Source organism: Streptomyces sp. NPDC051921, assembly GCF_040680975.1.
Taxonomy (GTDB): domain Bacteria; phylum Actinomycetota; class Actinomycetes; order Streptomycetales; family Streptomycetaceae; genus Streptomyces.
In genome coordinates, this window is the sequence record NZ_JBFAXU010000031.1 from 55,795 (window position 1) to 81,296 (window position 25,502).

Below are 25,502 nucleotides of genomic sequence, written 5' to 3' on the forward strand. Positions count from 1 at the left end.
CAGGTCAGCCCAGCGTGTCCGCGGCCGTCCCCGACGAGTCCCGCAGGAAGGTCGAGCAGCGCTCGTACTCGTCCTTCTCACCGATCTCGCCCGCCGCGCGCGCCAGCGCGTGCAGCGCCCGCAGGAAGCCGCGGTTCGGCTCGTGCTCCCACGGCACCGGCCCGTGGCCCTTCCAACCGTTGCGGCGCAGGGCGTCGAGGCCCCGGTGGTAGCCGGTACGGGCGTAGGCGTACGACTCGATCACGCGGCCGCCCTCGTACGCGTCGTCCGCGAGCTGGGCCCAGGCGAGCGAGGAGGTCGGGTACTTCGCCGCGACGTCGGCCGGCGCGGCGCCGGACGCCAGGAGCTCACGCGGCTCCGGGTCGTCGGGCAGGTGGGTGGGGGGCGGTCCCCCCAGCAGGTTCTCGTGGAGTGCCATGGGGCCCAGTCTGCCTCAGCTCTCCCGTGGCGGGGCGGCGGCGTCCTCCCCCGGCTCGCCGGGGTCCAGGGGCGGGGCCGTCACCCCGCAGTGCACCTTGCAGCCGGGGTGGCAGTCCGCCTGCGCCGGGGCGCGCAGGGTGGCCCAGGCCAGGATCCCGCCGGCCACGAGAACGCCTGCGAGGATCGGCATCGCCCGCTGGAACGTGGCGTCGAACTCGGCCGCCGAGCGGTAGACCTCCGGGCCCATGCCCGCGAGCAGCGGCAGAGCGGCCACCGCCACCAGGCCGGCCGCGCGGGCCGCCGCGTTGTTGATGCCGCTGGCCAGGCCCGCCCGGGACACGTCCACGGAGGCGAGCACGGTCGCCGTGAGAGGGGCCACCAGGGTCGTCATGCCCAGTCCGAGGACGAGCATCGCGGGCAGCACGTCCGTCAGGTAGTCGGCGTCCTCCCCCACGCGCAGCATCAGCAGCATCCCCGCCGCGCACAGCAGCGGCCCCACGGTGAGCGGCAGCCGCGGGCCGATCTTCTCGCCGAGCTCGCCGGACTTCGCGGAGAGCAGCAGCATCAGGACGGTCGTCGGCAGCAGGGCGGTGCCGGCGGCGAGCGCCGAGTAGCCGGACACCACCTGGAGCTGCAGCGCGGCCAGGAAGAAGAAGCCGCTGAACCCCGCGTACACGCACAGCGTCACCAGGTTCACCGCGGTGAAGGTCCGCGAGCGGAAGATCGAGAGCGGCACCATCGCGTCCTCGCCGCGCCGCCGTTCCACCAGGACGAACCACACGCCCAGCACCAGCCCGGCCGCTCCCGCCCACCACGCCTCGTCGATCAGCGCGTACGTCACCAGGGCGAGCCCGGCGGCGCCCAGGACCGCGCCGAGCACGTCGAAGCGCCCGTGCGCGGCCTGGTCGCGCGACTCGGGCACGTGCCGCAGCGCCACGGGCACGCAGATCAGGGCCAGCGGCACGTTCAGCAGGAACACCCAGCGCCAGCCGGGACCGTCCACCAGCCAGCCGCCGACGAACGGCCCGATCGCCGCCCCCACCCCGCCGAAACCGGACCACAGGCCGACCGCCCTGGCCCGGTCGTCCTCGTGGAAGCTCGCCTGGATCAGCGCCAGCGAGCCGGGCGTGAGCAGCGCCCCGCCGACGCCCTGGAAGGCCCTGGCGGCGATCAGCACGCCGGCGTTCGGGGCGAGCCCGCACAGCAGCGAGGCGGCCGCGAACCACACCACCCCCGTCACGAACACCCGCCGCCGCCCGTAGCGGTCGCCCAGCGACCCGCCGAGCAGGATCAGGCCCGCCAGGGTGAGCATGTAGGCGTTGACGGTCCACTGCAGGGCGGCCAGGTCGGCGCCCAGGTCCTCGCCGATGTGGGGCAGCGCGATGTTCACCACCGTGGAGTCGAGCAGCGCCATTCCCGAGGCGAGGACGGTGGTGAACACGATCCACCGCCCCGTACCCGAGGCGAGCCGGATGTCCATGCCTGCATCGTCCCGCGAACGCGGGGGCCCCGCCCACCGGAACGGCGGACGGGGCCCTCGGTCAGGGGGCACGCACGGTGCCCACGGCGCTCAGCGCGTGAAGTTGAAGTACTTCCACGGCCCGTAGGCGGTGGCGTTCACGTTGTCGCCGGAGGCGCCGTCGATGTACGCCGAGCGGATCCGGAAGCGGTAGCCGGCCGCGCCGTCGCCGTCGATCGAGACGTACGACTTGCCGTACCGGTCGAGCGTGAAGAAGTCGCTCGCGCCGGAGCGCCAGGCGCCCGCGTACCAGACCTGGAAGTCGAGCCGCGTGGCCCGGCCCGGGTAGGCGTTGTGCCAGGTCGTGATCAGCGGGTCGGCGGTCTGGTGGTACGTCTGGTACCAGGTGCCGCCGATGCTGGTCCACTTGTAGTGCCGCGACAGCGAGGTCGAGACGCCGGCCTTGGTGTACACGCCCGCCTTGGCGCCGGCGACATCGCTCCGGGAGTCGCCCGCGAAGACCGCGGTGACGGTCGTGTCGCGGTTCATCCACATCGACGCGGACAGCTTGCCGGCCGAGTTGACCGTGCCGCGCTTGAGCAGCCGCTTGGGCTCCGGGCCCCACGGGTCCGCCCAGATCTCCACGACGCGGTTCGTGTACGTCGGGCCGAGCGTGGCCGTGTAGGTGAGCGTGGTGCCGTAGTTGACCAGGGTGCCGTTGCGGTCGAGCGTCAGCACGGTCCGGTTCCGGGACACCTTGACGAGCGCGGTGCCGGCGGCGGCCGAGTGCTCGGCGTCGCCCGCGTACGCGACCTTGTACGTGACGTTGCCGCCGGCCGGCGGGACGTCGGTGAACGAGAACGCCCCGTTCGCCCCGAGGGTCACCGGGGCGAGCGCCTTGCCCTGCGGCGACTCCAGGTCGAAGCGCGTCACGGAGACCGCCGCCCCTGCGGGCAGCGCGACCGACGCCGCGACGGTGCCGGTCACGGTGAGCGCCTTGGCGCGGGTGGCGGTGGCGGGCGCCTTGACGGTGATCACCGGCGCGGAGAGCGTCGGACCGTCGTAGACGCGCAGCGTGCGCACGCCCGGGTAGTTCTCGGAGACGGCGAACAGCTTGCTCTTGTCCGGCGCCCAGGCCAGGGCGCTGTCCGAGAGGGTGTCCCCGCCGGTCGTGCCACCCGTGTTCGGGAAGTCGTACTGGCGGACCACATGGGTGTCGCCCGGGCGGTAGACGTGCAGGTCGGGGCCGTACCAGGAGTTCGTGCCCGCGGCGACCGTGCCGTCGGGGGCGATGTCCACGGCGCTGCCGAAGTCACCGGACGGGTAGCGCATGACCTCCTTGAGGTCGTCCGTCGAGAACGCCGGGTGGTAGTACGGGGAACCGCTCGCGGTGATGACCTGCTTGCCGTCCGGCGTGATGTCGAGCTCACGCAGGTTGGACATGTCCGACTCGGCGTGGACCGCCTTCTGGGTCGCCGTGCCCGTGGACACGTCGTAGAGCACGAAGTGCGCCGGGCTGATGCCCTGCTCGCCCGCGACCAGCAGGTTGGGCGCCGCCGGGTCCGAGCCGAGCAGCGGCGGGTTGTAGAAACCGAGGGTGCCGGACTCCTGGGCCAGGGCCACGACCGGCTCCGCGCCGGAGAGGTCCAGCGAGCCCACGTGGCCGTTGCCCGCCGTGCCGTAGCCGAACCAGATCTTGCCGCCGGCGATGGCCAGGTCGGCCGGCTTCTCCGCCTCGCCGAGGTCGTAGGCGGTGAACTCGGACGGCGTCTGCGTGTTCACGGAGACGATCGTGCCGTGGCCCGCCACGGCGGCGTAGACGCGCGACGAGTCGGCCGAGATCTCCAGACCCCGGACGCCCGGCAGGCCGGGGACGGTGGTCAGGACCGTGCCCGCGTAGTCGGTGACGACCAACGTGCCGCCGGTCGGGTCGCTGATGAAGACCTTCTGGTGGACGCCGTCCACCACGATGTCGCCGGTGGACGCCACCGGCAGCACCTTGCCGGTGTCGGCGGACGCGGTGCCCGCCGTGCCCGCGACCAGGGCCGCGGAGCTGAAGAGGACCGCGAGCGCCGTCGCGGCCGAGAGAGTGCGCTTGCGCACGATGATGTGACCCCCCACATGATCCCTCGCGCTTCACAGATCGAAGCGCGGTGGACGCAGCCTAGATCACGCCTCGGACGCTCCGCCTCCCGGTATCCGTCGGGGCGTCAGCCGCGCAGCCGCCCGCACCAGCGCGTCGACGCCCCGCTCGGCCTTGGCCCGGGGACAGCCGACGTTGAGGCGGACGAAGCCGGGGGTGCCGTAGGTCCCGCCGGGCATGATCGCGACCCGCTCGGCCGTCACCAGCTCCTCCTGGAGGGCCGACTCCTCGATGCCCAGCGGCCGCAGGTCGATCCAGGCGAGATAGCCGGCCTGCGGCGGGGACCAGTCGACGTCCGGAAGGCCGGCCGCGAGCCGCTCCTGGACGAGGGCCATCGTGCCGGCGACGTAGCCGCGCAGCGCGTCCAGCCAGGGCGCGCCGTGCCGGTAGGCGGCGATGTGGGCGGTGAGGGAGAGCACCGCCGGGGAGGCCAGACCCTCGCCGGTCTCCATGCGGCGGACGAACGCGACCCGCTCGTCGGGGTCGCCGAGGAAGCCGTACGAGCCGGAGAGCGCGGGGAAGTTGAAGGCCTTGGTGCCGGAGGTGATCAGGGCCCAGCGCCGTCCGCGCCCGGGTTCGGCGATCGCCGCCCAGGGGACGTGACGGTGGCCCGCGGCGGTCAGGTCGGCGTGGATCTCGTCGCTGACCACGGCCGCGCCGTGCCGTTCGGCGAGCCGGGCGAACTCCTTCAGCTCGTCCGCGCGCCATACCCGGCCGGTCGGGTTGTGCGGCGAGCAGAGCAGCAGCATGCGGCTGTCGGGCCGGGCCAGCTCGCGTTCCAGGGCGTCGAGGTCGCCGACGGGGACGCCGCGCAGCTCGCGGCCGAGGCCGGTGACCACCTTGCGGAAGCCGTCGTAGGTCGGCGTGTGGACGACGACGCCGTCGCCGGGCACGGTCCACATCTGGAGCAGCTGGGAGAGCTGGCTGAGCACCGACGGGGCGTAGACCATCGTCTCGGGGTCGACGGCCGTGCCGTACCGGCTCGCGTACCAGTCCCGTACGGCCTCCCGGAACTCGCCGAGCCGCCAGTCCGTGTAGCCGAACACTCCGTGGTCGACGCGCTCGCGCAGCGCGTCGAGAACGGCCGGCGGGGAGGCGAAGTCCATGTCGGAGACGGTGAACGGCAGCAGATCGGGGACGCCGAAGCGGTCGCCCATCCCGTCCCACTGGACCGACCAGGTGCCGTGCCGGTCGATCTCACGGTCGAAGTCGAACATCCCCCACCCCTTCGGGTACGACGACGGGCCCGGCACCACTCTCGTGGCGCCGGGCCCGTCGCACAACAGCGCTTACTTCAGCTTCTGGCCGGCCGAGCGCAGCGCGGCACAGGCCTCGCCGACGCGCTGGGCCATGCCCGCCTCGGCGAGCTTGCCCCAGGTGCGCGGGTCGTAGGTCGACTTCTTGCCGACCTCGCCGTCGACCTTCAGGACACCGTCGTAGTTGCGGAACATGTGGTCCACGACCGGACGCGTGAAGGCGTACTGGGTGTCGGTGTCGAGGTTCATCTTCACCACGCCGTTCTCGATGGCGGTGGCGATCTCCTCGGCGGTCGAGCCGGAGCCGCCGTGGAAGACGAAGTCGAACGGGGACGCCTTGCCGAACTTCTCGGAGACGCCCGCCTGGAGGTCCTTGAGCAGCTCGGGGCGCAGCACGACGTTGCCCGGCTTGTAGACGCCGTGGACGTTGCCGAAGGAGGCGGCCAGCAGGTAGCGCCCCTTCTCGCCCAGGCCCAGGGCCTCGGCGGTGCGGATGGCGTCGTCGACGGAGGTGTACAGCTCGTCGTTGATCTCGTGGCTGACGCCGTCCTCCTCGCCGCCGGTCGGGGTGATCTCGACCTCGAGGATGATCTTGGCGGCGGCGGCCTTGGCGAGCAGCTCCTGGCCGATGGCCAGGTTGTCGGCGAGGGTCTCGGCGGAGCCGTCCCACATGTGCGACTGGAAGAGCGGGTTCTCACCACGGGCCACGCGCTCGGCGGAGATGTCGAGCAGCGGGCGGACGTAGCCGTCCAGCTTGTCCTTCGGGCAGTGGTCGGTGTGCAGCGCGACGGTGATGTCGTACTTCGCCGCGACGATGTGCGCGAACTCGGCCAGGGCGACGGCGCCCGTGACCATGTCCTTGCTGTACTGGCCGCCCAGGAACTCGGCGCCACCGGTCGAGATCTGGATGATGCCGTCGCTCTCGGCCTCCGCGAAGCCGCGCAGGGCGGCGTGGAGGGTCTGGGACGAGGTGACGTTGATGGCCGGGTAGGCGAACTTGCCTGCCTTCGCCCGGTCGAGCATCTCGTTGTAGACCTCGGGGGTTGCGATGGGCATTCGTCCGCTCCTTGTGATGTGCGGGTGTGTGCGTTGCTGTCCCTGACCTGGGGGCGACGTCATCGTCGCCCCCATCCTTCCAGACTCTTGTGCGGGCTCCCACAGGCCCGGCACGACGAAGGGCGGGGTGTTTCACGTGAAACACCCCGCCCTTCGGGAAAACAGCAGGTCAGGACCGTTTTGGGCAGGTCCCGGGACCTAGGTCACGACTTCGAAGCGACGCTTCCGGTTACGCCAGACCGAGCTCGTCGAGCGCGTACGCGTAGAGGTAAGGAACCCCGGCGGTCGTGCTGATCTTCTCGCCGGCGCCGGTGGCCCGGTCGACGATCGTCGCGACGGCCACGACCTCGGCGCCCGCCGCGCGCGCCGCCTCGACCGCGGTCAGCGGCGAGCCGCCGGTCGTCGAGGTGTCCTCCACGATCAGGACCCGACGGCCCTTGATGTCCGGGCCCTCGACCTGGCGCTGCATGCCGTGCGCCTTGGCGGCCTTGCGGACGACGAAGGCGTCCAGGCGCTCACCGCGCCCGGCGGAGGCGTGCAGCATCGAGGTCGCGACCGGGTCGGCGCCCAGGGTCAGACCGCCCACCGCGTCGAAGTCCAGGTCCTTGGTCAGTTCGAGCATGACCTGGCCGACGAGCGGCGCGGCCGCGCCGTCGAGCGTGATCCGGCGCAGATCGACGTAGTAGTCGGCCTCAAGACCCGACGAGAGGGTCACCTTGCCGTGCACCACGGCCTTGTCCTTGATCTGCTGGAGCAGCTCAGCGCGTACGTCAGTCATGCTCACGAGCTTAAAGCCGCCCGGTCACAGGCTGCGCCAGCGCCAGGTGGTCGCGACCTCCAGCGGGTCGATCGGGGTGACCAGGCGCGGGTGGGTGTTGAGACCGTTCGGCGGGCCGGACTGCGGCTCGACGCAGACCGCGTCGGCGGGCTCGTCGTAGATCACGACCCACTCGGCCCTGCTGGTGATCCGCAGCTCCATCCGGTCCGGCCAGGTGAGGGTCACGTCCACGCCGTCCGGCATGCCGAAGCAGTCGTCCCAGGGGCGGGGCTCCGGGTCGATCCGGCGGCCGGTGGGCAGGTGGTCCGCACCCCGCTGCTCCTGCCAGCCGGGGTGGAAGCCGACCTCCACCTCGCGCGAGTCGCCGCCGAGGGTGCGGTGGAACCAGGGATGCCAGCCGGCCTGCGCCGGGAAGGAGTCCCCGGCCGTCTCGACGCCGAGCTGCAGCGTGAGGGAGTCCTCGGTCAGCTCGACGGTCTGGGTGACCGTGCCCGCGTACGGCCAGGGGGCGGCCAGCTCCGTGGTGAACGCCGCCGTCGTCCCGGTCGCGTACGCCGTCTTCCACGGCACGTCACGGGCGGTGCCGTGCATCGCGTGCGGCGCCGCGTGCTCGCTGACGGGGAGCTGGTGGACGGTGCCGCCGTTGCGGAAGCGCCCGTTCCCGGTCCGGCCCGCCCACGGCGCCATCACGAAGCAGCCGTAGCGGGCTCCCTGGAGCAGCAGTTCGGTGCCTCCGATTCGAAGGCTGTCGATCCGGCAGCCGTGCTCCGGATCGATGGTCAACTCGGCGTCGCCGGCCGTCAGTCGCGTCAGATTGGTCACGTCCCCGAGATTAGGGGGTGTCCTGTCGCCCGGCCCGCAGGTCTCAGCGGCGGCGGCGCAGCGCGCGGCTGACGACGACCGCGGAGGCCAGCGCGAGCGCGGCGGCGGGGGCGATCCAGCGCAGGGTCGCGCCGGCACTGGAGGTCTCGACGGCCGGGACCGGGGCGTAACGCCCGCGCGGAGGGGCGTGGTCGACCTCCTCGGCGCTCCGGCCGATCATGGTCCGGCGGGCGTGCGCGGCTTCGGCGGGGCGGCCGGTGCCGGTGCCGGTCTGGTCGGCGAACTCCTCGTCCGCGAGCGGATCCAGGGACGGGGGCGGCACCGGGGCGTCGAAGACCGAGGCGCCGGGCTCCTCCACGCCGTCGTCGACGCCGTCCAGGTCCACCGCGTCGAGGTCGGCGTCCGCCTCCTCCGCCGCGATCTCGGCCTCCACGTCCGCGACGGCGGCCAGGGCTTCCGCGAACCGGTCGAGCAACCGGGCCCCGGCCGTCGTCCGGGCGTCGGCGTCCGCGTCGGCGAGCCGGCCGGCCGCTGTCACGTGCCCGGTGAAGCCGATCGTGGTGCCCTCGGCCACGGGGGTGAGCGCGACCATGAGCGCGAGCGTCGCCGTGCCCCTGCCGCGGACCTCGGTGCCCTCGCCGTCGACGGCGAAACGGCCGGCCCGCTCGGTGATCCGCAGCGCGCCCCGGTAGGTGATGGTGTTGCCGCCGACGCGGACCTTCAACCGGCCAGCGAGCGGGCCGTCCTCGCCGTCGGCGTCCTGCTGGAACCCGGGGACGCAGCGCGCCGCCCGGGCGGGGTCCGTCAGCGTGGCGCGCAGGACCTCGGCCGGGACCGGGACGAACACCTCATGCTCCATGGAAGCCGAGCCTACTCAGACGGGGGCCGCCCGTCGCCTGTTCGGACACCGGCGGCGTCGGCACCGAGGGCATCGTCCGACCCGTGGGTGGTGCCGGGGTCCGGGGCCTGCGCTCGTCGTTCGTCCAGTAGCGGAGGCGTTCAGTAGCGGGGGTGGACCAGCGTGGACGGGGGCAGGCCCGTGCGAGTGGCCTCGATGTGGGCCTCCGCGGCCACGAGGGAGTCGGATGTGAGGGAACGCAGGTGCGGGGCGTCGGCGGGGAGGGACAGGGCCGGGAGCTGCGGGCCGGGGGCCGCCAGGAGGAAGCCCCACTCCGCGGTGCCCCAGGAGCGGGTGGACCGGTCGGGGCCGGCCGTGAGCCCCGGGGCTCCCTCGCGGGCCTCGCCCCGGGAGGAGCCCGACGGGGAGCCGTAGGGGCGGGTGGTGAAGCCCGCCGCGCGCAGCGTCGCGTCGACCGTCCAGTACGTACGGGGGTGGGCGGCCGCCGAGCCGGCGTGGACCACGAGCCGCCCCTCGGAGGACAGGGCGCCGGCCGCCAGCCCGTAGAACTCCTCCGAGTAGAGCTTGGCGCTGGGGGTGATGCCCGGGTCCGGAAGGTCGGAGATCACCACGTCGTACCGTTCCTGCACGGAGCGGGAGGTGCGCAGCCAGGTGAAGGCGTCCCCGTAGGCGACGGTGACGCGGGGGTCGCGGAAGGCCTGGGCGTTGAGCGCGGCCAGGTCGGGGTCCGTGCCGGCGAGCCGGACCACTCCGGGGTCGAGCTCGACGACGGTGACCGCGCGGACGTCGGGATAGCGCAGCACCTCGCGGGCGGCGAGGCCGTCGCCGCCGCCGAGGATCAGCACGCGCGCGTGGGGCCCGTTCATCGCGGGGTGCACCAGGGCCTCGTGGTACCGGTACTCGTCCCGGCCGCCGACGCGCAGCCGGCCGTCCAGGAAGAGGTCGGGCGGCCCGCCGCGCTCGCCCGTGACGACGACCTCCTGCAAGCCGGTGTGGACGGCGACCCGGATGCTGTCGCCGTACACCGCCCGGCGCGCGGCCTGCTCGAAGTCGTCGACGAGGACCGTCGCGGTGGCGAGGACGGCGAGCACGAAGAGGTTGGTGCCCACGAGCAGCACCCGCGACCGGGGCGTCAGGTCATGCCGGAACAGCCACAGGACCAGCCCGCCGCCGGCCACCGCGTTGACCGCGCCGGTGACCAGCGCGCCGGTGAGCTGACCGAGCCAGGGCAGCAGGAGGAACGGAAAGGCGAGCCCGCCGACGAGCGCGCCGACGTAGTCCGCGGCGAACAGGTCGGCGACCGTGCCGGCCGGGTCGTGCGGCTCCCGCCGGTGCGCGAGGCCGCGCGCCGACTCCGCCCGCTGGATGAGCGACATCAGGAGCGGGATCTCCGCGCCGATGAGCACTCCGATGGCGAGGGAGAACGCCACGAGGACGTACTGGGACTCCCCCAGCCAGGCGAAGGCGGCGTACAGCACCAACGCCGAGCAGCCGCCGATCAGCGCCAGACCGCCCTCGACCAGGCCGAAGCCGACCGCCGCACGGCAGCGCAGCCGCTTGGCGAGCAGCGAGCCGACGCCCATCGCGAAGACCATGACGGACAGCACGACGGACGCCTGGGTGACCGAGTCGCCGATCAAGTAGGAGGCGAGCGCGACCAGTTCGAGCTCGTACACCAGACCGCAGGCGGCACAGACGAACACCACCACGAGCACCGGACACCGCACCGCACCCGGCCGCTCGGGCAGCCGCGCCACCCTCTTGGGCGGCAGGGTCAGGGTCACGGGCGGGTCGATCATGCCCGTAACGCTACGTCACAGCCCCTGCGCGGCCTGTCACCCACACGAGTGCATCCGAGGCATGTGTACGGCGGTCAGAGCGCTGCGGGCATCCGGGCGCCGATCCGGGTTCTCGTCACCACCAACTGCCCCTCCTGTGGGTAGGCGTGCCAGGTGCGCCAGCGCACCTGGCCCTCGTGGCGCTGCGCCAGCATCGCCGTGAAGGCGTGCGGCGAGCCGGGGAAGGTCCCCGCGAGGCCGTGCGGATGGTCGGCGACGAGTGCGAGCAACTCCTGTGCGCGCCCCGCGAACGAGCCCTGGGTCAGGGTCTCGACGCGGGCGGCGAACTCGTACTCCCACTCACCCACCCGCTTGGACACGCCCAGCGGCAGCGGGGTGCTGCTGCCGGGCATGCAGGCCACGGTCTCCGAGCAGTTGCGGTCCTCCTCCTCCAGGAGCACCTGGTGAGAGGCGCCGAGCAGCCGCAACTGCAGCTTGGCCCCGGCGAGTTCGAGATCGAGCACGGCGAGCGCGGGCAGCGGGTCGCGCCCCAGCGCCCAGGCCAGGTCGGCCGCGCGCGTATCGGTGTATGAGGTCTTCAGGGTCGTGAGCATGGATCGGCTCCGCAAACACGGTTTGACGGGTGGGCCGGGGGCGTCCCGGTGAAGGGTTTCGACCGGGAGTGGGGATCGCCGGCTCGGGTCCACACACGGTCCGAGGGCTGGATGTTCTCGACAGCGAGGGAATCATGAACCGCGGGTAGCTCACAGCGTTTTTACCCAACTTGACGTGGTTTCCATCCCCTCGGGGGCCCCACGGTTCAACTGTTCAGTCCCCATCGATCGCATGGTTCCCACAAATGCCCAACGGAAGTGCGTACGAGGGCCGTTGCCCGCCCCGGCTCCCGGCGCCCCTCAGCTGCCGCCGCAGCCGCCCCCGCACGACGAGCCGCACGAGCTGCCGCACGACGAGCTCCCGCCGCAGCCGCCGCCCGAGGACGACGAGGAGCCGCTCGACCAGCCGCCGCGCCGGCGCCGGCGCCGGTTGCGGGAGCCCCCGCCGACGGCCGCCGAGAAGCCCACGCCCACCAGGAAGATGAGTCCGAAGATCACGAAGAGTTCCATGTCGTCCCCCGTCAGTGCTTCACACCTCGGTGAAGGAGCCCTGCACGGGCTCTCTGCGTGGGGATTCCCGGCGCGACCGGGCCCGAAGCGCACTTGAGCAAGTCCAGAGCTTCGGCCCAGGATGGCGGTCATGACACGACCGCTGCTCAACCGCCGGCTCGCGGAGTTCGGTACGACGATCTTCGCCGAGATGTCCGCGCTCGCCGCCCGGACCGGTTCGATCAACCTGGGCCAGGGCTTTCCCGACACCGACGGCCCCGACGAGATCCGCGAGGCCGCCGTGCGGGCGCTGCGCGAGGGCCGTGGCAACCAGTACCCGCCCGGCCCCGGCGTCCCCGAGCTGCGCACCGCGGTCGCCGAGCACCAGCGGCGCTTCTACGGCCTGTCCTTCGACCCGGACACCGAGGTCCTCGTCACGGCGGGCGCGACGGAGGCGCTCGCCGCGACCCTGCTCGCCCTGGTGGAACCCGGCGACGAGGTGATCGCCTTCGAGCCGTACTACGACTCGTACGCGGCCTGCGTCGCGATGGCGGGCGGACGGCGCGTCCCGGTGACGCTCCGCGCCCCGGACTTCCGACCGGACCTGGACGCCCTGCGTGACGCGGTCACCGACCGCACCCGGCTGCTGCTCCTGAACAGCCCGCACAATCCGACGGGGATGGTGCTGACCCGCGAGGAGCTCACCGCGATCGCGGAGCTCGCGGTGGAGCGGGACCTGCTCGTGGTCACCGACGAGGTCTACGAGCACCTCGTGTTCGACGGCGAGCACGTGCCGCTCATCTCGCTGCCCGGCATGCGGGAGCGCACGGTCTCGATCTCCTCGGCGGGCAAGACGTTCTCCTTCACGGGGTGGAAGGTCGGCTGGGTCACCGGCTCCGCGCCCCTGGTGACGGCCGTCCGCGCGGCCAAGCAGTTCCTGACGTACGTCTCGTCCGGCCCCTTCCAGTACGCGGTGGCCGAGGCCCTGGCCCTGCCCGACGCGTACTTCACCGGCTTCCGCGACGACCTGGCCGCCAAGCGGGAGATCCTCGTCGCGGGCCTGACGGACGCGGGCTTCGAGGTCTACCGCCCCCAGGGAACGTACTTCGTCACCACGGACGTCGCCGTCCTCGGCGAGAAGGACGCCCTCGCCTTCTGCCGCTCGCTGCCGGAGCGCTCCGGTGTCGTCGCCGTCCCCAACTCGGTGTTCTACGACGACCCGGAGGCCGGCCGCACCCAGGTCCGCTTCGCCTTCTGCAAGCGGACGGTTGTTCTGGAAGAGGCGGTTGAGCGCCTCGGTCGGCTGTCTCGCTGAGCGCGAGCCAGATCAACGCGCAGGCACGGGGCCCGGCCATTCAGCCGGAGCCCGTGCCGCACGGGAACTACGGGTTACTCGGTGTTCTTTGGGTGGCTCCTTGGTGGCGAGCCTCCCGCGTAGCTGGTGCTGACGGTTCCAGTTGTCACGCGACAGCGGGTCGGTGCGCAACGCCTCCAGGCATCGGTGGGCGCTGGGCAGTGCGGCGCGGCACAGTTCCTCCCACCCCGTCACCGCCTCCGTGGTCCCGAAGACCACGTTCCACCCGCTCAGGGGTGGGACGCTGACACGATCGCCCTTCTTCGGGCTCACCCGAAGGTCACCACGGCCGAGAAGGGCTCGTCCTCGTCGGCCGCGAGCTCCTTCACCGCGGCGAGGGTCTCCTCGACGCCAGGCGACGGGCCGGGCGATAGGGTCCCCTCGCCCGGTCCGACGATCATCACGCACGCATCCACAGGGGGATCCGCACATGTCCGCAGGAACGTTCCGTCCGAGCCGTAGATCGGCCCTCGCGACCCTGGCCGGCGTGGCGGCCGGCGGGGCGCTGCCGCTGGCGGCGGCGCCGACCGCCTCGGCCGCCGCGCCGACAGCCGTCCCGACCGTCACCGTGCCGCCGGCCGTGCCCGCGGCCCCCCGGCCGGCGTTCGCCCGGACACCGATGCTCATCGACCCGACCGACCCGTGGCACTTCACCGCGCACCCGACGGGCCCGCTGACCACCCGTACGGTGACCGGCGGCCTGGAGGTCTCGGACGACGAGGGCGTCCTCGCGACCCTCACCACGGGGGCGCGGACCGTGACCCTGCGCGGGCCCAGGCGCTGGTTCACCGAGCAGAAGCGGCGGGTCGAGGACCCCTTCGACCGGGACCTGCCGGCCGCCGGCAGCAAGGGCTGGGGCATGTCCCCCAACGGGGGCACGTGGTGGCCCAACAGCAAGGACGACGCCAACGTCGCGGACTACTTCGTGAAGGACGGCAGGGGCGCCATCACGCTCTCGGAGACCGGTTCGAGCCGCCACGCCACCCTGTCCGACCACGAGCTCGGCGACGTCCGCGCCCGCGCCCGCTTCTCCTTCACCCAGGTGCCCACCGGCGCGCCGCTCTCGCTCGCCCTCACCTTCTCCCTGGCGAGCCTCGACACCCACTACCGGGCCCGGCTGATCGTCACCCCCGCCGGGGAGGTCCAGCTGGCCCTGGAGAAGGCCCTGGACAACACGGTGACCGTGCTGGGCCCGGCCGTCACGGTCGGCACCGGCTTCGCGGCCTTCGACCACTGGTGGGTCCAGGTCGAGAAGACCGGCAACGTGCTGCGCGCCCGCGCCTGGAAGCACGGCGTGGCCGAGGCGAACCTCCCGGCCTGGTCCTTCAGCCTGCGCGACCCCGACGCGAACACCGCCCTGGGCAACGGCACCGTCGGCGTCCGGGCCTACGCCGCCACCGGCGCCACGAAGGGCGTGGAGGCCCGGGTCTACGACTTCGTCGTCGAGGAGGCGTCCTGGGCCGACCCGCCGGTCATCACCCACGACACCTGGGTACGGGTCCTCCCGGAGCCCTTCGCCGGCACCTGGACGCCCGCCGTGGAGCAGCAGATCCGCGCCTGGGCGGGCGACACCTCGCCGGACGCCCTGGCGTACGCGTCGATGTTCCTGCCGTTCGCCCCCGCCGTCACCGACCCGGCGCGGGGCGGCGCGCAGGTGCTCGGGACGTCCCGGTACAGCAAGCCGGACGCGACCACCGGACTGCGCGAGGTCGGGGCCGACTTCTACGAGTACATGTGGATCGGCTGGACCTTCGACGCGATGACCACGCCGGTGACGAAGGTCCCGAAGGAGGAGGACAAGGACCGGTTCAAGGGCAGCCTCGACTGCTCGGGCTTCGTCCGGATGGTCTACGGCTACCACATGGGCATCCCGATGGTCCTCGACGACGAGGTGGACCGGGACAAGCAGAAGCTGCCCCGGACCTCGCACGTCCAGGCCCACCACGGTCCCGGCGTGAAGATCGCGGACGGCGGCACCGGCGCCCCGCCGCTCGACGGGCTGCGCATCGGTGACACGCTCTTCTGGGACACCGACGAGACCTCGGACCTCGTGGGCGGCCACATCGGCATCTACCTGGGGGTGGACCAGAACGGGCACAAGCGCTTCGTGTCCAGCCGCAAGACGCCCAACGGGCCGACCCTGGCGGACGTCGGCGGCGCGTCGGTCGTCGGCGGCGCTCCGGGCGACACCTACACCGACACATTGCGGGTGATCCGCCGCTTCTGACGGGCGCGCCCCCTCCGCGCCGTGGCACCGGTCCGGTAAACCGATTTGTCGGATATAGACCGGTTTCCGCTGCCCGGAGGTGCCCCCTGTCCGCCGAGACCCTCGACCGCCCGGCACCCGCCGCCGCTTCCCGCCGGCGGGTGCCCCGCTGGCGGGCCTCGCTGCACCGGGCGGCACCCGCCCTCGGGCTGTTCGCCGCCGCCCGGCTCACCGGAATACTGGTGCTCGCCCTGTGGGCCTGGCACGTCGGGCGGTCGCCGCGGGCGCTGCTCGCGAAGTCCTGGGACTCGCTCTGGTACACCGGGATCGCGGCGAACGGCTACGGCCGCACCCTGTTCTGGCCCGACGGGGTGGTCCAGTCCGACCTGGCCTTCTTCCCGCTGTATCCGGGGCTCGTCCGGGCCGTCACCGCGGTGCTGCCGGTCACCGGCGGAACGGCCGGACTGCTGCTGTCCTGGCTCGCCGCCGGAGCGGCGGCCTGGGGGATCTACCTCGTCACGGAGCGCCTGTGCGGCCGGCCCACCGCCGTCGTCACGGTGCTGCTGTGGGGCCTGCTCCCGCACTCGATCGTGCTGTCCATGGCGTACACCGAACCCCTCATGACCGCCTTCGCGGCCTGGGCGCTGTACGCGCTGCTGACCGGCCGCTGGCTGTGGGCGGGCACGCTCGCCACGCTCGCCGGGCTCTCCCGGCCCAACGGGGTCGCCATCGCCGCCGCCGTTCTCGCCGCCGCGGCCCTGGAGCTGTGGCGCGCCCGCGGCCGGGTGGCCCCGTCGGTGTGGGCCGGGGCCGCGCTGGCACCGGTCGGCTGGCTCTCGTACCTGCTGTGGGTCGGCGCCCGGCGCGGCGATCTGCTCGGCGGCTACTTCGCCGTCCAGGACGGCTGGACCTCCCGCTTCGACTTCGGGCGCGGCGCGCTGCTCTTCGTCCGGGACATGCTGAAGGGGCCGACCCAGTTCGGCTTCGCGATGGCCCTGGTCATCACGGCGGCCGGGGTGCTGCTCTTCGCGCTGCTCGTGATCGTCGAGCGCCCGCCGCTGCCGGTCCTCGTCTACACCGCCGTACTGGTGCTGATCACCGCGGGCGGCTCCGGCTTCTTCGAGTCGAAGCCGCGCTTCCTGCTGCCGGCCTTCCCGCTGCTGCTGCCGCTCGCGGGCGCGATGACGAGAGCCCGGCCGGGCGCCGCGATCGTGGTGATCGCGGGCCTGGCCGGGCTCTCGTTCGGCTACGCGCCCTACGCGCTGACGCTCGCGCGCATGGCCCTGTGACTACTCCGAGTCGCCCTCGTCGGACTCCTTGTCCTCCGGGGACTCCAGGCCGAACTGCTCGATGATCCACTTGTCGAACTCGATCGACGCGCGGACCCAGCTGACGGTGGAGGACACGAAGTGCTCCAGCGACACACCGGTGCCGATCAGCATCTGGGCCTCACCGATGAGACGGAGGGTGGCGGAGCCGTCCTCCTCCTCGTGCAGGTGGGTGTAGACCTTGGGCCACAGGGTGCGGCGGTTCCAGTCGTCGATGGCGTCGAGGACCTTGGCGCGGTCGTCGGCGGCGTGGGGGCGGTCGTAGAACGTGCGGACCGAGAAGACCTGCTGCTCGCCCTCGCCACGGAACATGAAGTACGTGCGGAATTCCTCCCACGGCGCCGCGAGGTCACCCTCGTCGTCGACGACGTACTTCAGCTCCATCTGGTCGAGGAGCTGCTTCACCAGGTCCTGGTCGGGAACGACGGGGCCCGCCGGTCCTCCGGCCTGCGGCTGGGGCTGGGCCCCGAAATTAGGAATCGAGGACGGGTCGATGCTCACCGGGTTTTCCCTTCGTACGGATGCTCGCCATCCTCTCCCATGCCGGGCGGTACGTGGCAAGTCCCCACGGCGCGATCAGCTGCGAGCTGACACGATCTCGCCCTATGGGCGGAACTGAGACGGAGCGCTCGCGCCCGTGGGCCGGGATCGCGGCGGGGTGTGCGAGGGCGGGCTGCGACGCCACGCCGCGTTCGACCCCGCCGACGTGCGGGCCCCGCGGTCGACGCGACCGTGCGGTGACCGTTCGGTCGACGCGACCGTGCGGTGACCGTTCGGTCGACGCGACCGTGCGGGACGAGGGCGGTGGCGCCGCCCCCGTCCGCGTCGGGGCCTTCGGCTACTGGTCCCGGCCGACGATCAGCCCGTCCTGGAAGCGGTCCACCCGGACCGTGTCCCCGTCGCGCACCTCGCCCGCCAGGATCTCCTTGGCGAGGCGGTCACCGATGGCCGTCTGGATCAGCCGGCGCAGCGGGCGGGCGCCGTAGGCCGGGTCGTTGCCCTCCGCCGCGAGCCAGGCCAGCGCCTCGGGCGTGACGTCCAGGGTGAGGCGGCGGTCGGCGAGGCGGCGGGCCAGGCGGTCGATCTGGAGCTGCGCGATGCGGGCCAGCTCGTCCTGCTCCAGGGCGGAGAAGACCACGATCTCGTCCAGCCGGTTCAGGAACTCCGGCTTGAAGCTCGCGCGGACGACCTCCAGGACCTGCTCCCGCTTCTCGTGCTCGCCGGTCAACGGCTCGACCAGGAACTGGCTGCCCAGGTTCGAGGTGAGGATCAGGATCGTGTTGCGGAAGTCGACCGTACGGCCCTGACCGTCGGTGAGCCGGCCGTCGTCGAGGACCTGGAGCAGGATGTCGAAGACCTCGGGATGGGCCTTCTCCACCTCGTCCAGGAGGACGACGCTGTACGGGCGCCGGCGCACGGCCTCGGTGAGCTGGCCGCCCTCCTCGTAGCCGACGTAGCCGGGCGGGGCGCCGACCAGCCGGGCGACGGAGTGCTTCTCCGAGTACTCCGACATGTCGATGCGGACCATCGCCCGCTCGTCGTCGAAGAGGAAGTCCGCGAGCGCCTTCGCCAGCTCGGTCTTGCCGACGCCGGTCGGACCGAGGAAGAGGAAGGAGCCGGTCGGCCGGTCGGGGTCCGCGATGCCGGCGCGGGTGCGGCGCACCGCGTCGGAGACCGCGCGGACGGCCTCGCCCTGGCCGATCAGACGCCGGCCGAGCTCGTCCTCCATGCGCAGCAGCTTCTGCGTCTCGCCCTCCAGGAGACGGCCCGCGGGGATGCCGGTCCAGGAGCCGACGACGTCGGCGATGTCGTCCGGGCCGACCTCCTCCTTGACCATCGTGTCCTTCGCGGCCTCCTGCTGGGCCTCGGCCTCGCTCGCGGCCGCCAGCTCGCGCTCCAGCGCCGGGATCTCCCCGTAGAGCAGCTTGGAGGCGGTGTCGAAGTCGCCGTCGCGCTGGGCTCGCTCGGCCCGCCCGCGCAGCCCGTCGAGCTGCTCCTTGAGCTCACCGACCCGGTTGAGGGCCTGCTTCTCCTTCTCCCAGCGGGCGGTGAGCCCGCGCAGCTCCTCCTCGCGGTCGGCGAGGTCGCGGCGCAGCTTCTCCAGACGCTGGCGGCTCGCCGCGTCGGTTTCCTTGGAGAGGGCGAGCTCCTCCATCCGGAGCCGGTCGACGGAGCGCTGGAGCTCGTCGATCTCGACGGGCGACGAGTCGATCTCCATGCGCAGCCGGGAGGCGGCCTCGTCGACCAGGTCGATGGCCTTGTCGGGCAGGAAGCGCGAGGTGATGTAGCGGTCGGAGAGGGTCGCGGCGGCGACGAGCGCGGAGTCGGCGATCTGGACCTTGTGGTGGGCCTCGTAGCGGCCCTTGAGCCCGCGCAGGATGGCGACGGTGTCCTCGACGGACGGCTCGGCGACCAGGACCTGCTGGAAGCGGCGCTCCAGCGCGGGGTCCTTCTCGATCCGCTCGCGGTACTCGTCGAGGGTCGTGGCACCGACCATCCGCAGCTCGCCGCGGGCCAGCATCGGCTTGAGCATGTTGCCGGCGTCCATGGCGGAGTCACCGCCGGCGCCCGCGCCCACGACGGTGTGCAGCTCGTCGATGAAGGTGATGATCCGGCCGTCGCTCTCCTTGATCTCGGACAGGACGGTCTTCAGGCGCTCCTCGAACTCGCCGCGGTACTTGGCGCCGGCGACCATCGCGCCGAGGTCGAGGGAGACCAGGCGCTTGTCGCGCAGCGACAGCGGGACGTCGCCCTTCACGATCCGCTGCGCAAGGCCCTCGACGACGGCGGTCTTGCCGACGCCGGGTTCGCCGATGAGGACCGGGTTGTTCTTCGTACGGCGGGAGAGGACCTGGACGACGCGCCGGATCTCGTGGTCGCGGCCGATGACCGGGTCCAGCTTGCCCTCGCGGGCGGCGGCGGTGAAGTCGGTGCCGAACTTCTCCAGGGCCTTGTACGAGCCCTCGGGGTCGGCGGTGGTGACCCTGCGGGTGCCGCGGGCCTTTTCGAAGGCGTCCTGCAGACGGCGGGCGCTCGCGCCCTGCCCGTCGAGGAGCTCTCCGGACCGGCCGCCCTTGGCGGCGATGCCGATGAGCAGGTGCTCGGTGGACAGGAACTCGTCGCCGAGCTTCTTGGCGCGCTCGTCGGCGTCGGCGATGACGGCGAGCAGCTCACGGTTGGGCTGCGGGGGCGCGACCGTGGACCCGGTGACGCTGGGCAGGGCGGCGAGCAGCCGCTCCGCACCGGAGCGCACGACGGCCTGGTCGGCCTCGACGGCGGCGAGCAGGTCGGTGATGTTCTCGTTGTCCTGACCCGCGAGCAGGGCGAGCAGGAGATGCGCGGGGGTCAGATCGGCGTGCCCCTGGGACACGGCGCGGCTGCTGGCCGCGTTCAGCGCGTCCCGGCTCCTGTTGGTCAGTTCGGCGTCCACGTGCGGGGTCTCCTCCTGGGTTCTACGACCGGTTTCCTCGGCTGCGGGGCTCCTCCCCGCCTATGACTCATCCAACGTACACAAAGTTGAGTCTATTCCGCTCAAGGTATCCGAGGGGCCCGTTCCCGGAGTAGTTTCCGGGCATGGCCATCGACCCGAGCAAGCCCAGCGACTCGTACCTCGCCTTCTGGCGCGAGTACCACATGTGCACCCTCACGACACCTCGCCCGAACGGCACGCCGCACGTGGTGGCGGTCGGCGTCACGTACGACCCCGAGGGCGGCGACAGGGGCATCGCCCGGGTCATCACGAACAAGCACAGCCGCAAGGTCGCCAACGTCCTGGCCGCGGGCGCGGACGGCGCGAAGGTCGCGGTCTGCCAGGTGGACAAGGGGCGCTGGGCCACGCTGGAGGGCGTGGCGCGGATCCGCACCGAGGCGGAGGTCGTCGCGGACGCCGTGGACCGCTACGCGGCGCGCTACAACCGGGTCCCGGCGCCGAACCCGGACCGGGTCGTGATCGAGATCGCCCTCACGCGGGCGATGGGCCGGGCGTAACCGGCGCGGCCGCCGGCCACCGGCGGCGCACCCGGAGGAAGACGCACAGCGGCGCCATCGCGTTTCAGGTCCGCGATGGCGCCGCTGTGTGGGGGAAGCACCTGAACGATCTACAACGACGGGGGAATCGTTCAGGCACTGCGGGGGGTGGCGGTGATGGTCTCGGCCTCGACCAGCTGGGGTTCGACCAACTGGTGGTCGCGCTGATCGAGATTGACGAAGATCATGCCGTACCTGATGGCACAGCGGACGGGCTGCGGGGCGCCGCGCGGGCGGCGAAGACACCGGTAGGCGCGAATGTCCTCGTCGTCTTCGCGGACGACGACGATCGGCTCTCCGAAGAGGGTGACCATCAACGACTCGCCACGGCGCGGCACCGCGGTGACGAGGTCGATGAAGTGCCACCCGGACCGGTAGGCGCTCGCCATCTCACGTCGGAAACGAGGATCTTCGGGAACCGTCATGCCCGCACGGACTCCCATCCAGGATCGGAGGCCGGCGCGACACCCCAGCCGGGGTCGGCGGCGGCAGCGGAGAGACCCCAGCCCGGGTCGGCCTCGCCGGCGGGGGTGAGACCCCAGCCCGGGTCGGCGTTCACGACCCTCGTCTGCGAACCCCACCCCGGGTCCTCGGTTGCCGTGACCGCTCCCACAGCGGCAGCAGCCATCAGTGCGACACCGGCTACGGTGCGTATGAGCTTCTTGGACATGACCGAGCAACCTCACTTGAAGGTGTGTAACAACCTGCTCCCCCGCAAGTCACGACGATGGCTCACTCATCCCGTTTCCACCACTCGCTCAATGCATCATGTTCCTGTAATGCAAAAGCCTGGGGGTGTACGTATGCGAATAGAACCTGAGAAAGAGGGACATTCTCACACGCACGCAGACCTGTGCGAAGCGGGCACACGCCTCTATGCCGAAGCGCTTCGATCAGGCCGGATCGCCCGCTCGGACATCGTGTCGGCCCCCTGTCTGATGGACCTCGACCTGCTGCGTCCCGACCCCGACGACGCCGAACGGCTGCGCCCCGTGGCCCCTTCGGCCGCGCTGGCCCGGCTCCTCCTCCCCATAGAGAAGGAGATCCAGGAGCGCAGACGCCTGACCGTCTCCCTCTCCGACGTTTTCGAGCCGTTCATGGCCCTCGGCGCACGCGACCCTTCGATGACCCACGCCATCACGGTCCTCGAAGGCCTCGACCGCATCAACGCCAGCCTGGACCGCGCCGTCGAGGAGTGCACCTCGGAACTGCTCACCGTACAACCGGGGAAGGGCCGCAGCGCCCATACCTTCAGCGAAGCCCTGCGCCGTGTCCGGCCGTTGCTCGGCAAGGGCATCAAGATGCGCACGCTCTACCAGCACACCGCGCGCCACCAGCCCATCACCCTGGCCTACTTGGAGCGCATCGGACCCGAGGTCGAGGTCCGCACGCTGGAGGAGATCATCGACCGGCTCATCATCGTCGACCGCAAGGTCGCCTTCGTGCCGGCCAGTCGCGACCGCACCATCGCCCTCGAACTGCGCCACCAGGGGCTCGTCGAGTACCTGGGCGGCGTCTTCGACCAGTTCTGGCTCCAGGCCACGCCGCTCGACGCGCCCGTGACGTACGAACCGATGCTCAGCGGCATCAGCGGCGTGCAGCGCTCCATCGCCAAGCTCCTCGTCGAGGGGCACGTCGACGAGGCCATCGCCCGCCGGCTCGGCATGAACGTGCGCACCTGCCGCGCCCACATCGCCAAGCTCGCCGCCGCCCTCGGCAGCGGCAGCCGCGCCCAACTGGGCTATCTCATCGCCCGGTCCGGCATCCTCGAACGGGACGAATGACCCACGTGTACGCCCAGATCCACCTCGACGACCGCGCCGGCACCCTGCGGGTCCACGGCCACGGCCTGCCCGCCGTGACGCTCGTACGGGCCCCCGGAACCGCCCCCGACCCGCACACGCCCATCGGCACCCGCGACGCCGCGCTGCTCACCCTCACCGTCGACGGGCTCCCGGCGGGCCTGCGCCCCGCCAAGGGCCGCCTCTCGCGCCGCTCGTACCGCGTCGACGCGACGGTCGACGGGCGCCGCTACCGGCTCGTGCCCTGCTCGTACGTCGAGAGCCGGCTCACCCGCGACGGGCGCCCCCTCGGCACCCTGGAGTCCACCGGGGACGGCCGCGTCGACGCGGACTGGGAGGCGGGCGCGGACGCCCTCGACCAGGCCCTCGGCACGGCCCTGGCCGCCGGCTTCGGCACCGGGGCGCAGCCCTGGTGGCAGACGGCCGTCGAGATCGTCGCCGAACTGCTGCCGTAGCACCGCCCGGGAACGCGGTGAGGCCCCCTCCGAAGAGGGGGCCTCACGCGAAGAGGAAGCTCGGAAGGGCTATTCGCCGCGCTTGTGCCCCGGCCGCCACACCACCAGGGCGCTCGCCTGCTGCACGTCCGTGTACGGGACCAGGTCGCGCCGGTAGGAGGCGTGGACCTGGGCCTCGCGCTGACGCATCGCTGCCGCCGCGCCCTCGACCGCCGTCGACAGCTCGGCCACGCGGGCCTGCAGAGCCGCGACCTGGTTCTCCAGTTCGATGATGCGCTTGATGCCGGCCAGGTTGATGCCCTCGTCCTGGGACAGCTGCTGCACCTGACGGAGCAGCTCGATGTCACGGGCCGAGTAGCGGCGGCCCCGTCCGGCTGTGCGGTCCGGAGAGACCAGGCCCAGGCGGTCGTACTGACGCAGCGTCTGCGGGTGCAGACCGGAGAGCTGGGCCGCCACCGAGATGACGTACACCGGGGTCTCGTCGGTCAGCTGGTAGGGATTGCGGCGGCGGTCCATCTCCTCAAGCTCCCTTCGCGGCCTGGAACAGCTCTGCCCTGGGGTCCTCGCCCGTCGTCGCCTCGCGGTACGTCTCCAGTGCCTCGCGCGCCTTGTCGTCCAGCTCCTTCGGCACCGCGACCTCCACCGTGATCAGCAGGTCGCCGCGGGTGCCGTCCTTGCGGACCGCGCCCTTGCCACGGGCGCGCATGGTGCGTCCGTTGGGGGTGCCCGCGGGCAGCTTCAGCGTCACCGCGGGGCCGCCCAGGGTGGGCACCTTGATCTCGCCGCCGAGCGCCGCCTCGTCGAACGTGACGGGCACCGTGACGGTGAGGTTGTCGTCCTTGCGGCCGAACACCGGGTGGGCGTCGACGTGCACGACGACGTAGAGGTCGCCGCTGGGTCCGCCGCGCTCGCCCGGGGCGCCCTTGCCGCGCAGCCGGATCTTCTGGTTGTCGCTGACTCCCGCCGGGATGCGGACCTGCATGGTGCGGGAGGACTTGGCCCGGCCGCTGCCCTTGCAGACCTCGCAGGGGGTCTCGGCGATCAGACCGCGGCCCTTGCAGTCCACGCACGGGTCGGTCAGCGAGAAGCCGCCGCCGCTGCCGCGCGAGACCTGTCCGGTGCCGACGCAGGTCGGGCACACCCGCGGGGTGCCGTTCTTGTCGCCGGTGCCCGAACACGCCTTGCAGGGCTGCTGGCTGGACATCCGCAGCGGCACCGTGGCGCCCTCGATGGCCTCGGTGAAGCTGAGCGTCACCTCGGACTCGATGTCCTGACCGCGGCGCGGCTGCGTGCGGGTGCCCGCGCCGCCTCCCCGGTTGAACAGTCCGCCGAAGACGTCCCCGAGACCGCCGCCGAAGCCGCCGGCCCCGCCGCCCCCGCCCTGGGCGCCCCCGAAGAGGTCGCCCAGGTCGAAGTTGAAGGAGCCGCCGCCCGGGCCGCCGGCCCGGAAGCCGCCGTTGCCGAACAGGGCGCGGGCGTCGTCGTACTCCTTGCGCTTCTTCGGGTCGCCGAGGATGTCGTTGGCCTCGGAGATCTCCTTGAAGCGCTCCTCCGCCTTGGTGTCGCCCTTGTTGGCGTCCGGGTGGTTCTCGCGGGCGAGCTTCCGGTACGCCTTCTTGATCTCGGCGTCGGTGGCGTCCTTGGGGACGCCGAGAACCTTGTAGTAGTCCTTCTCGACGAAGTCCTTCGTGCTCATCGACGTCCCTCCTCTCGGACGATCGTCGCGCTAGCCCTCGTCGGGGCCACCGCTCTCCTCGTCGGCCTTCTTCTCTTCCTTGGCGGCCGGAGCCGCGCCCGGCTGGGGCTCGGCGACGGCCACGCGCGCGGGGCGGATGGTCCGCTCGCCGATCCGGTACCCCGGCTGCAGGATCGCCACGCAGGTCGTCTCGGTGACGTCCGGCGCGTACGAGTGCATCAGGGCCTCGTGGATCGTCGGGTCGAAGGGCTCGCCCTCCTTGCCGAACTGCTGCAGCCCCATCTTGGCGGCGACGGTCTCCAGCGACTCGGCGACCGACTTGAACCCGCCCACGAGCTCGCCGTGGTCCCGGGCCCGGCCGATGTCGTCGAGCACGGGGAGGAGCTCGGTCAGGAGGCTCGCGACGGCGATCTCCTTGACCGTGACCCGGTCCCGCTCCACACGGCGGCGGTAGTTCTGGTACTCGGCCTGGAGCCGCTGGAGGTCCGCGGTGCGCTCGGAGAGCGCGGTGCGGGTCTGGTCCAGCTGGGCCAGCAGAGCTACGTCCGTAGCGTCCCCGGCCGGGGCCGCCCCTTCCGCCTGCTCGGCGGAGGCGGCGGCCTCGGTCTCCTCGGGCGTGCCGTCGGCGGGGACGTCGGGCTTCTCCTCGAAGCCCGGGGTCTCCTCCGACATCAGGCAGCGCCGCCCTTCGGCTTGTCCTCGTCGACGATCTCGGCGTCGACGACGTCGTCGTCCTGCGCCTGCGCCTGGCCGGCGTCGGCGCCACCCGCGGCCTGGGCGGCCTGGGCGTCGGCGTACATGGCCTGGCCGAGCTTCTGGGAGACGGCCGCGACCTTCTCGGTGGCGGTGCGGATCTCGGTGGTGTCCTCGCCCTTGAGCTTCTCCTTCAGCTCGGCGACGGCGGTCTCGACCTCGGTCCTGACCTCACCGGGGACCTTGTCCTCGTTGTCCTTGAGGAACT

Annotated in this window: 26 protein-coding genes; 6 read left to right on the plus strand and 20 right to left on the minus strand. The window is 72.2% G+C overall.

The genetic code is table 11. The features are described from left to right. Positions 1 to 4: 4 nt before the first annotated feature. The 11 genes from AB0M16_RS32210 to AB0M16_RS32260 form a co-directional block, all read right to left on the minus strand. The gene (locus AB0M16_RS32210) at positions 5 to 418 is read right to left on the minus strand and encodes a DUF3151 domain-containing protein (protein WP_365349283.1); all 414 of its coding nucleotides are present in this window, start codon (positions 416 to 418) and stop codon (positions 5 to 7) included. A gap of 15 nt (positions 419 to 433) precedes the next feature. Beyond that, complete coding sequence (locus AB0M16_RS32215) at positions 434 to 1,900, minus strand: MFS transporter (RefSeq protein WP_365349285.1); 1,467 nt, start codon at positions 1,898 to 1,900, stop codon at positions 434 to 436. A gap of 90 nt (positions 1,901 to 1,990) precedes the next feature. Next, positions 1,991 to 3,982: an Ig-like domain repeat protein gene (locus AB0M16_RS32220; RefSeq protein WP_365349287.1), complete on the minus strand. Its 1,992-nt coding sequence runs from the start codon at positions 3,980 to 3,982 to the stop codon at positions 1,991 to 1,993. A gap of 66 nt (positions 3,983 to 4,048) precedes the next feature. Beyond that, complete coding sequence (locus AB0M16_RS32225) at positions 4,049 to 5,239, minus strand: MalY/PatB family protein (protein WP_365349289.1); 1,191 nt, start codon at positions 5,237 to 5,239, stop codon at positions 4,049 to 4,051. 72 nt (positions 5,240 to 5,311) lie between these two features. Further along, positions 5,312 to 6,334, minus strand: coding sequence for a class II fructose-bisphosphate aldolase (gene fbaA / locus AB0M16_RS32230; RefSeq protein WP_365349290.1), 1,023 nt, complete (start codon positions 6,332 to 6,334; stop codon positions 5,312 to 5,314). 229 nt (positions 6,335 to 6,563) lie between these two features. Further along, positions 6,564 to 7,112, minus strand: a complete 549-nt coding sequence (gene pyrE, locus AB0M16_RS32235; protein WP_365349292.1) for an orotate phosphoribosyltransferase — start codon at positions 7,110 to 7,112, stop codon at positions 6,564 to 6,566. 24 nt (positions 7,113 to 7,136) lie between these two features. Continuing rightward, complete coding sequence (locus AB0M16_RS32240; RefSeq protein ID WP_365349294.1) at positions 7,137 to 7,934, minus strand: aldose 1-epimerase; 798 nt, start codon at positions 7,932 to 7,934, stop codon at positions 7,137 to 7,139. A gap of 43 nt (positions 7,935 to 7,977) precedes the next feature. Next, positions 7,978 to 8,793, minus strand: coding sequence for an SRPBCC family protein (locus AB0M16_RS32245; RefSeq protein WP_365349296.1), 816 nt, complete (start codon positions 8,791 to 8,793; stop codon positions 7,978 to 7,980). A 140-nt stretch (positions 8,794 to 8,933) separates the two neighbouring features. Next, complete coding sequence (locus AB0M16_RS32250) at positions 8,934 to 10,592, minus strand: polyamine aminopropyltransferase (RefSeq protein WP_365349298.1); 1,659 nt, start codon at positions 10,590 to 10,592, stop codon at positions 8,934 to 8,936. A 74-nt stretch (positions 10,593 to 10,666) separates the two neighbouring features. Further along, positions 10,667 to 11,185, minus strand: a complete 519-nt coding sequence (locus AB0M16_RS32255; RefSeq protein WP_365349300.1) for a DUF2617 family protein — start codon at positions 11,183 to 11,185, stop codon at positions 10,667 to 10,669. 300 nt (positions 11,186 to 11,485) lie between these two features. Beyond that, entirely contained in the window at positions 11,486 to 11,695 is a 210-nt protein-coding gene (locus tag AB0M16_RS32260) for a hypothetical protein (protein WP_365349301.1), read from the minus strand. A 121-nt stretch (positions 11,696 to 11,816) separates the two neighbouring features. On the opposite strand from AB0M16_RS32260, the gene AB0M16_RS32265 reads away from it, so the two are divergent. Further along, positions 11,817 to 12,989 (plus strand): pyridoxal phosphate-dependent aminotransferase, encoded by a 1,173-nt coding sequence (locus AB0M16_RS32265; RefSeq protein WP_365349303.1) that lies wholly within the window; start codon positions 11,817 to 11,819, stop codon positions 12,987 to 12,989. Between the two features lie 308 nt (positions 12,990 to 13,297). Here the strand turns inward: AB0M16_RS32265 and AB0M16_RS32270 are convergent, their stop codons facing one another. Continuing rightward, positions 13,298 to 13,432, minus strand: a complete 135-nt coding sequence (locus tag AB0M16_RS32270; protein ID WP_365349305.1) for a hypothetical protein — start codon at positions 13,430 to 13,432, stop codon at positions 13,298 to 13,300. 26 nt (positions 13,433 to 13,458) lie between these two features. Between AB0M16_RS32270 and AB0M16_RS32275 the strand changes: the two genes are divergently transcribed. Beyond that, on the plus strand, positions 13,459 to 15,255 hold the full coding sequence (locus tag AB0M16_RS32275) for a hypothetical protein (RefSeq protein WP_365349307.1): 1,797 nt from the start codon (positions 13,459 to 13,461) through the stop codon (positions 15,253 to 15,255). A gap of 140 nt (positions 15,256 to 15,395) precedes the next feature. Next, positions 15,396 to 16,523 (plus strand): hypothetical protein, encoded by a 1,128-nt coding sequence (locus tag AB0M16_RS32280; protein WP_365349309.1) that lies wholly within the window; start codon positions 15,396 to 15,398, stop codon positions 16,521 to 16,523. Here the strand turns inward: AB0M16_RS32280 and AB0M16_RS32285 are convergent, their stop codons facing one another. Together AB0M16_RS32285 and clpB are read right to left on the minus strand one after the other, a co-directional pair. After that, a complete protein-coding gene (locus AB0M16_RS32285; RefSeq protein ID WP_365349311.1) occupies positions 16,524 to 17,063 on the minus strand; it encodes a YbjN domain-containing protein in 540 nt (179 codons plus the stop codon). Positions 17,064 to 17,400: 337 nt separating this feature from the next. Next, positions 17,401 to 19,992, minus strand: a complete 2,592-nt coding sequence (gene clpB / locus AB0M16_RS32290) for an ATP-dependent chaperone ClpB (protein ID WP_365349313.1) — start codon at positions 19,990 to 19,992, stop codon at positions 17,401 to 17,403. A 143-nt stretch (positions 19,993 to 20,135) separates the two neighbouring features. Between clpB and AB0M16_RS32295 the strand changes: the two genes are divergently transcribed. Then, the gene (locus tag AB0M16_RS32295; protein WP_365349315.1) at positions 20,136 to 20,549 is read left to right on the plus strand and encodes a pyridoxamine 5'-phosphate oxidase family protein; all 414 of its coding nucleotides are present in this window, start codon (positions 20,136 to 20,138) and stop codon (positions 20,547 to 20,549) included. A gap of 131 nt (positions 20,550 to 20,680) precedes the next feature. Here the strand turns inward: AB0M16_RS32295 and AB0M16_RS32300 are convergent, their stop codons facing one another. Further along, positions 20,681 to 21,013, minus strand: coding sequence for a (2Fe-2S)-binding protein (locus AB0M16_RS32300; protein WP_365349317.1), 333 nt, complete (start codon positions 21,011 to 21,013; stop codon positions 20,681 to 20,683). Then, positions 21,010 to 21,258, minus strand: a complete 249-nt coding sequence (locus AB0M16_RS32305; RefSeq protein ID WP_365349319.1) for a hypothetical protein — start codon at positions 21,256 to 21,258, stop codon at positions 21,010 to 21,012. Before AB0M16_RS32305 ends, AB0M16_RS32300 begins: the two co-directional genes overlap by 4 nt. Positions 21,259 to 21,391: 133 nt before the next feature. On the opposite strand from AB0M16_RS32305, the gene AB0M16_RS32310 reads away from it, so the two are divergent. Next, positions 21,392 to 22,372, plus strand: coding sequence for a helix-turn-helix transcriptional regulator (locus tag AB0M16_RS32310; protein ID WP_365349321.1), 981 nt, complete (start codon positions 21,392 to 21,394; stop codon positions 22,370 to 22,372). Then, complete coding sequence (locus AB0M16_RS32315; protein ID WP_365349323.1) at positions 22,369 to 22,845, plus strand: hypothetical protein; 477 nt, start codon at positions 22,369 to 22,371, stop codon at positions 22,843 to 22,845. Before AB0M16_RS32310 ends, AB0M16_RS32315 begins: the two co-directional genes overlap by 4 nt. Positions 22,846 to 22,914: 69 nt before the next feature. On the opposite strand, the gene AB0M16_RS32320 is transcribed toward AB0M16_RS32315, so the two are convergent. From AB0M16_RS32320 to AB0M16_RS32335, 4 genes are all read right to left on the minus strand, one after another. Next, positions 22,915 to 23,361, minus strand: coding sequence for a helix-turn-helix domain-containing protein (locus tag AB0M16_RS32320; protein ID WP_365349325.1), 447 nt, complete (start codon positions 23,359 to 23,361; stop codon positions 22,915 to 22,917). Positions 23,362 to 23,365: 4 nt separating this feature from the next. Beyond that, positions 23,366 to 24,541, minus strand: coding sequence for a molecular chaperone DnaJ (dnaJ, locus tag AB0M16_RS32325; RefSeq protein ID WP_365349327.1), 1,176 nt, complete (start codon positions 24,539 to 24,541; stop codon positions 23,366 to 23,368). Positions 24,542 to 24,571: 30 nt separating this feature from the next. Next, complete coding sequence (gene grpE, locus AB0M16_RS32330) at positions 24,572 to 25,213, minus strand: nucleotide exchange factor GrpE (protein ID WP_365349329.1); 642 nt, start codon at positions 25,211 to 25,213, stop codon at positions 24,572 to 24,574. Beyond that, positions 25,213 to 25,502, minus strand: a 290-nt coding sequence (locus tag AB0M16_RS32335; RefSeq protein WP_365349331.1) for an Hsp70 family protein, incomplete at its 5' end; no start/stop codon positions are given. The genes grpE and AB0M16_RS32335, both read right to left, overlap by 1 nt.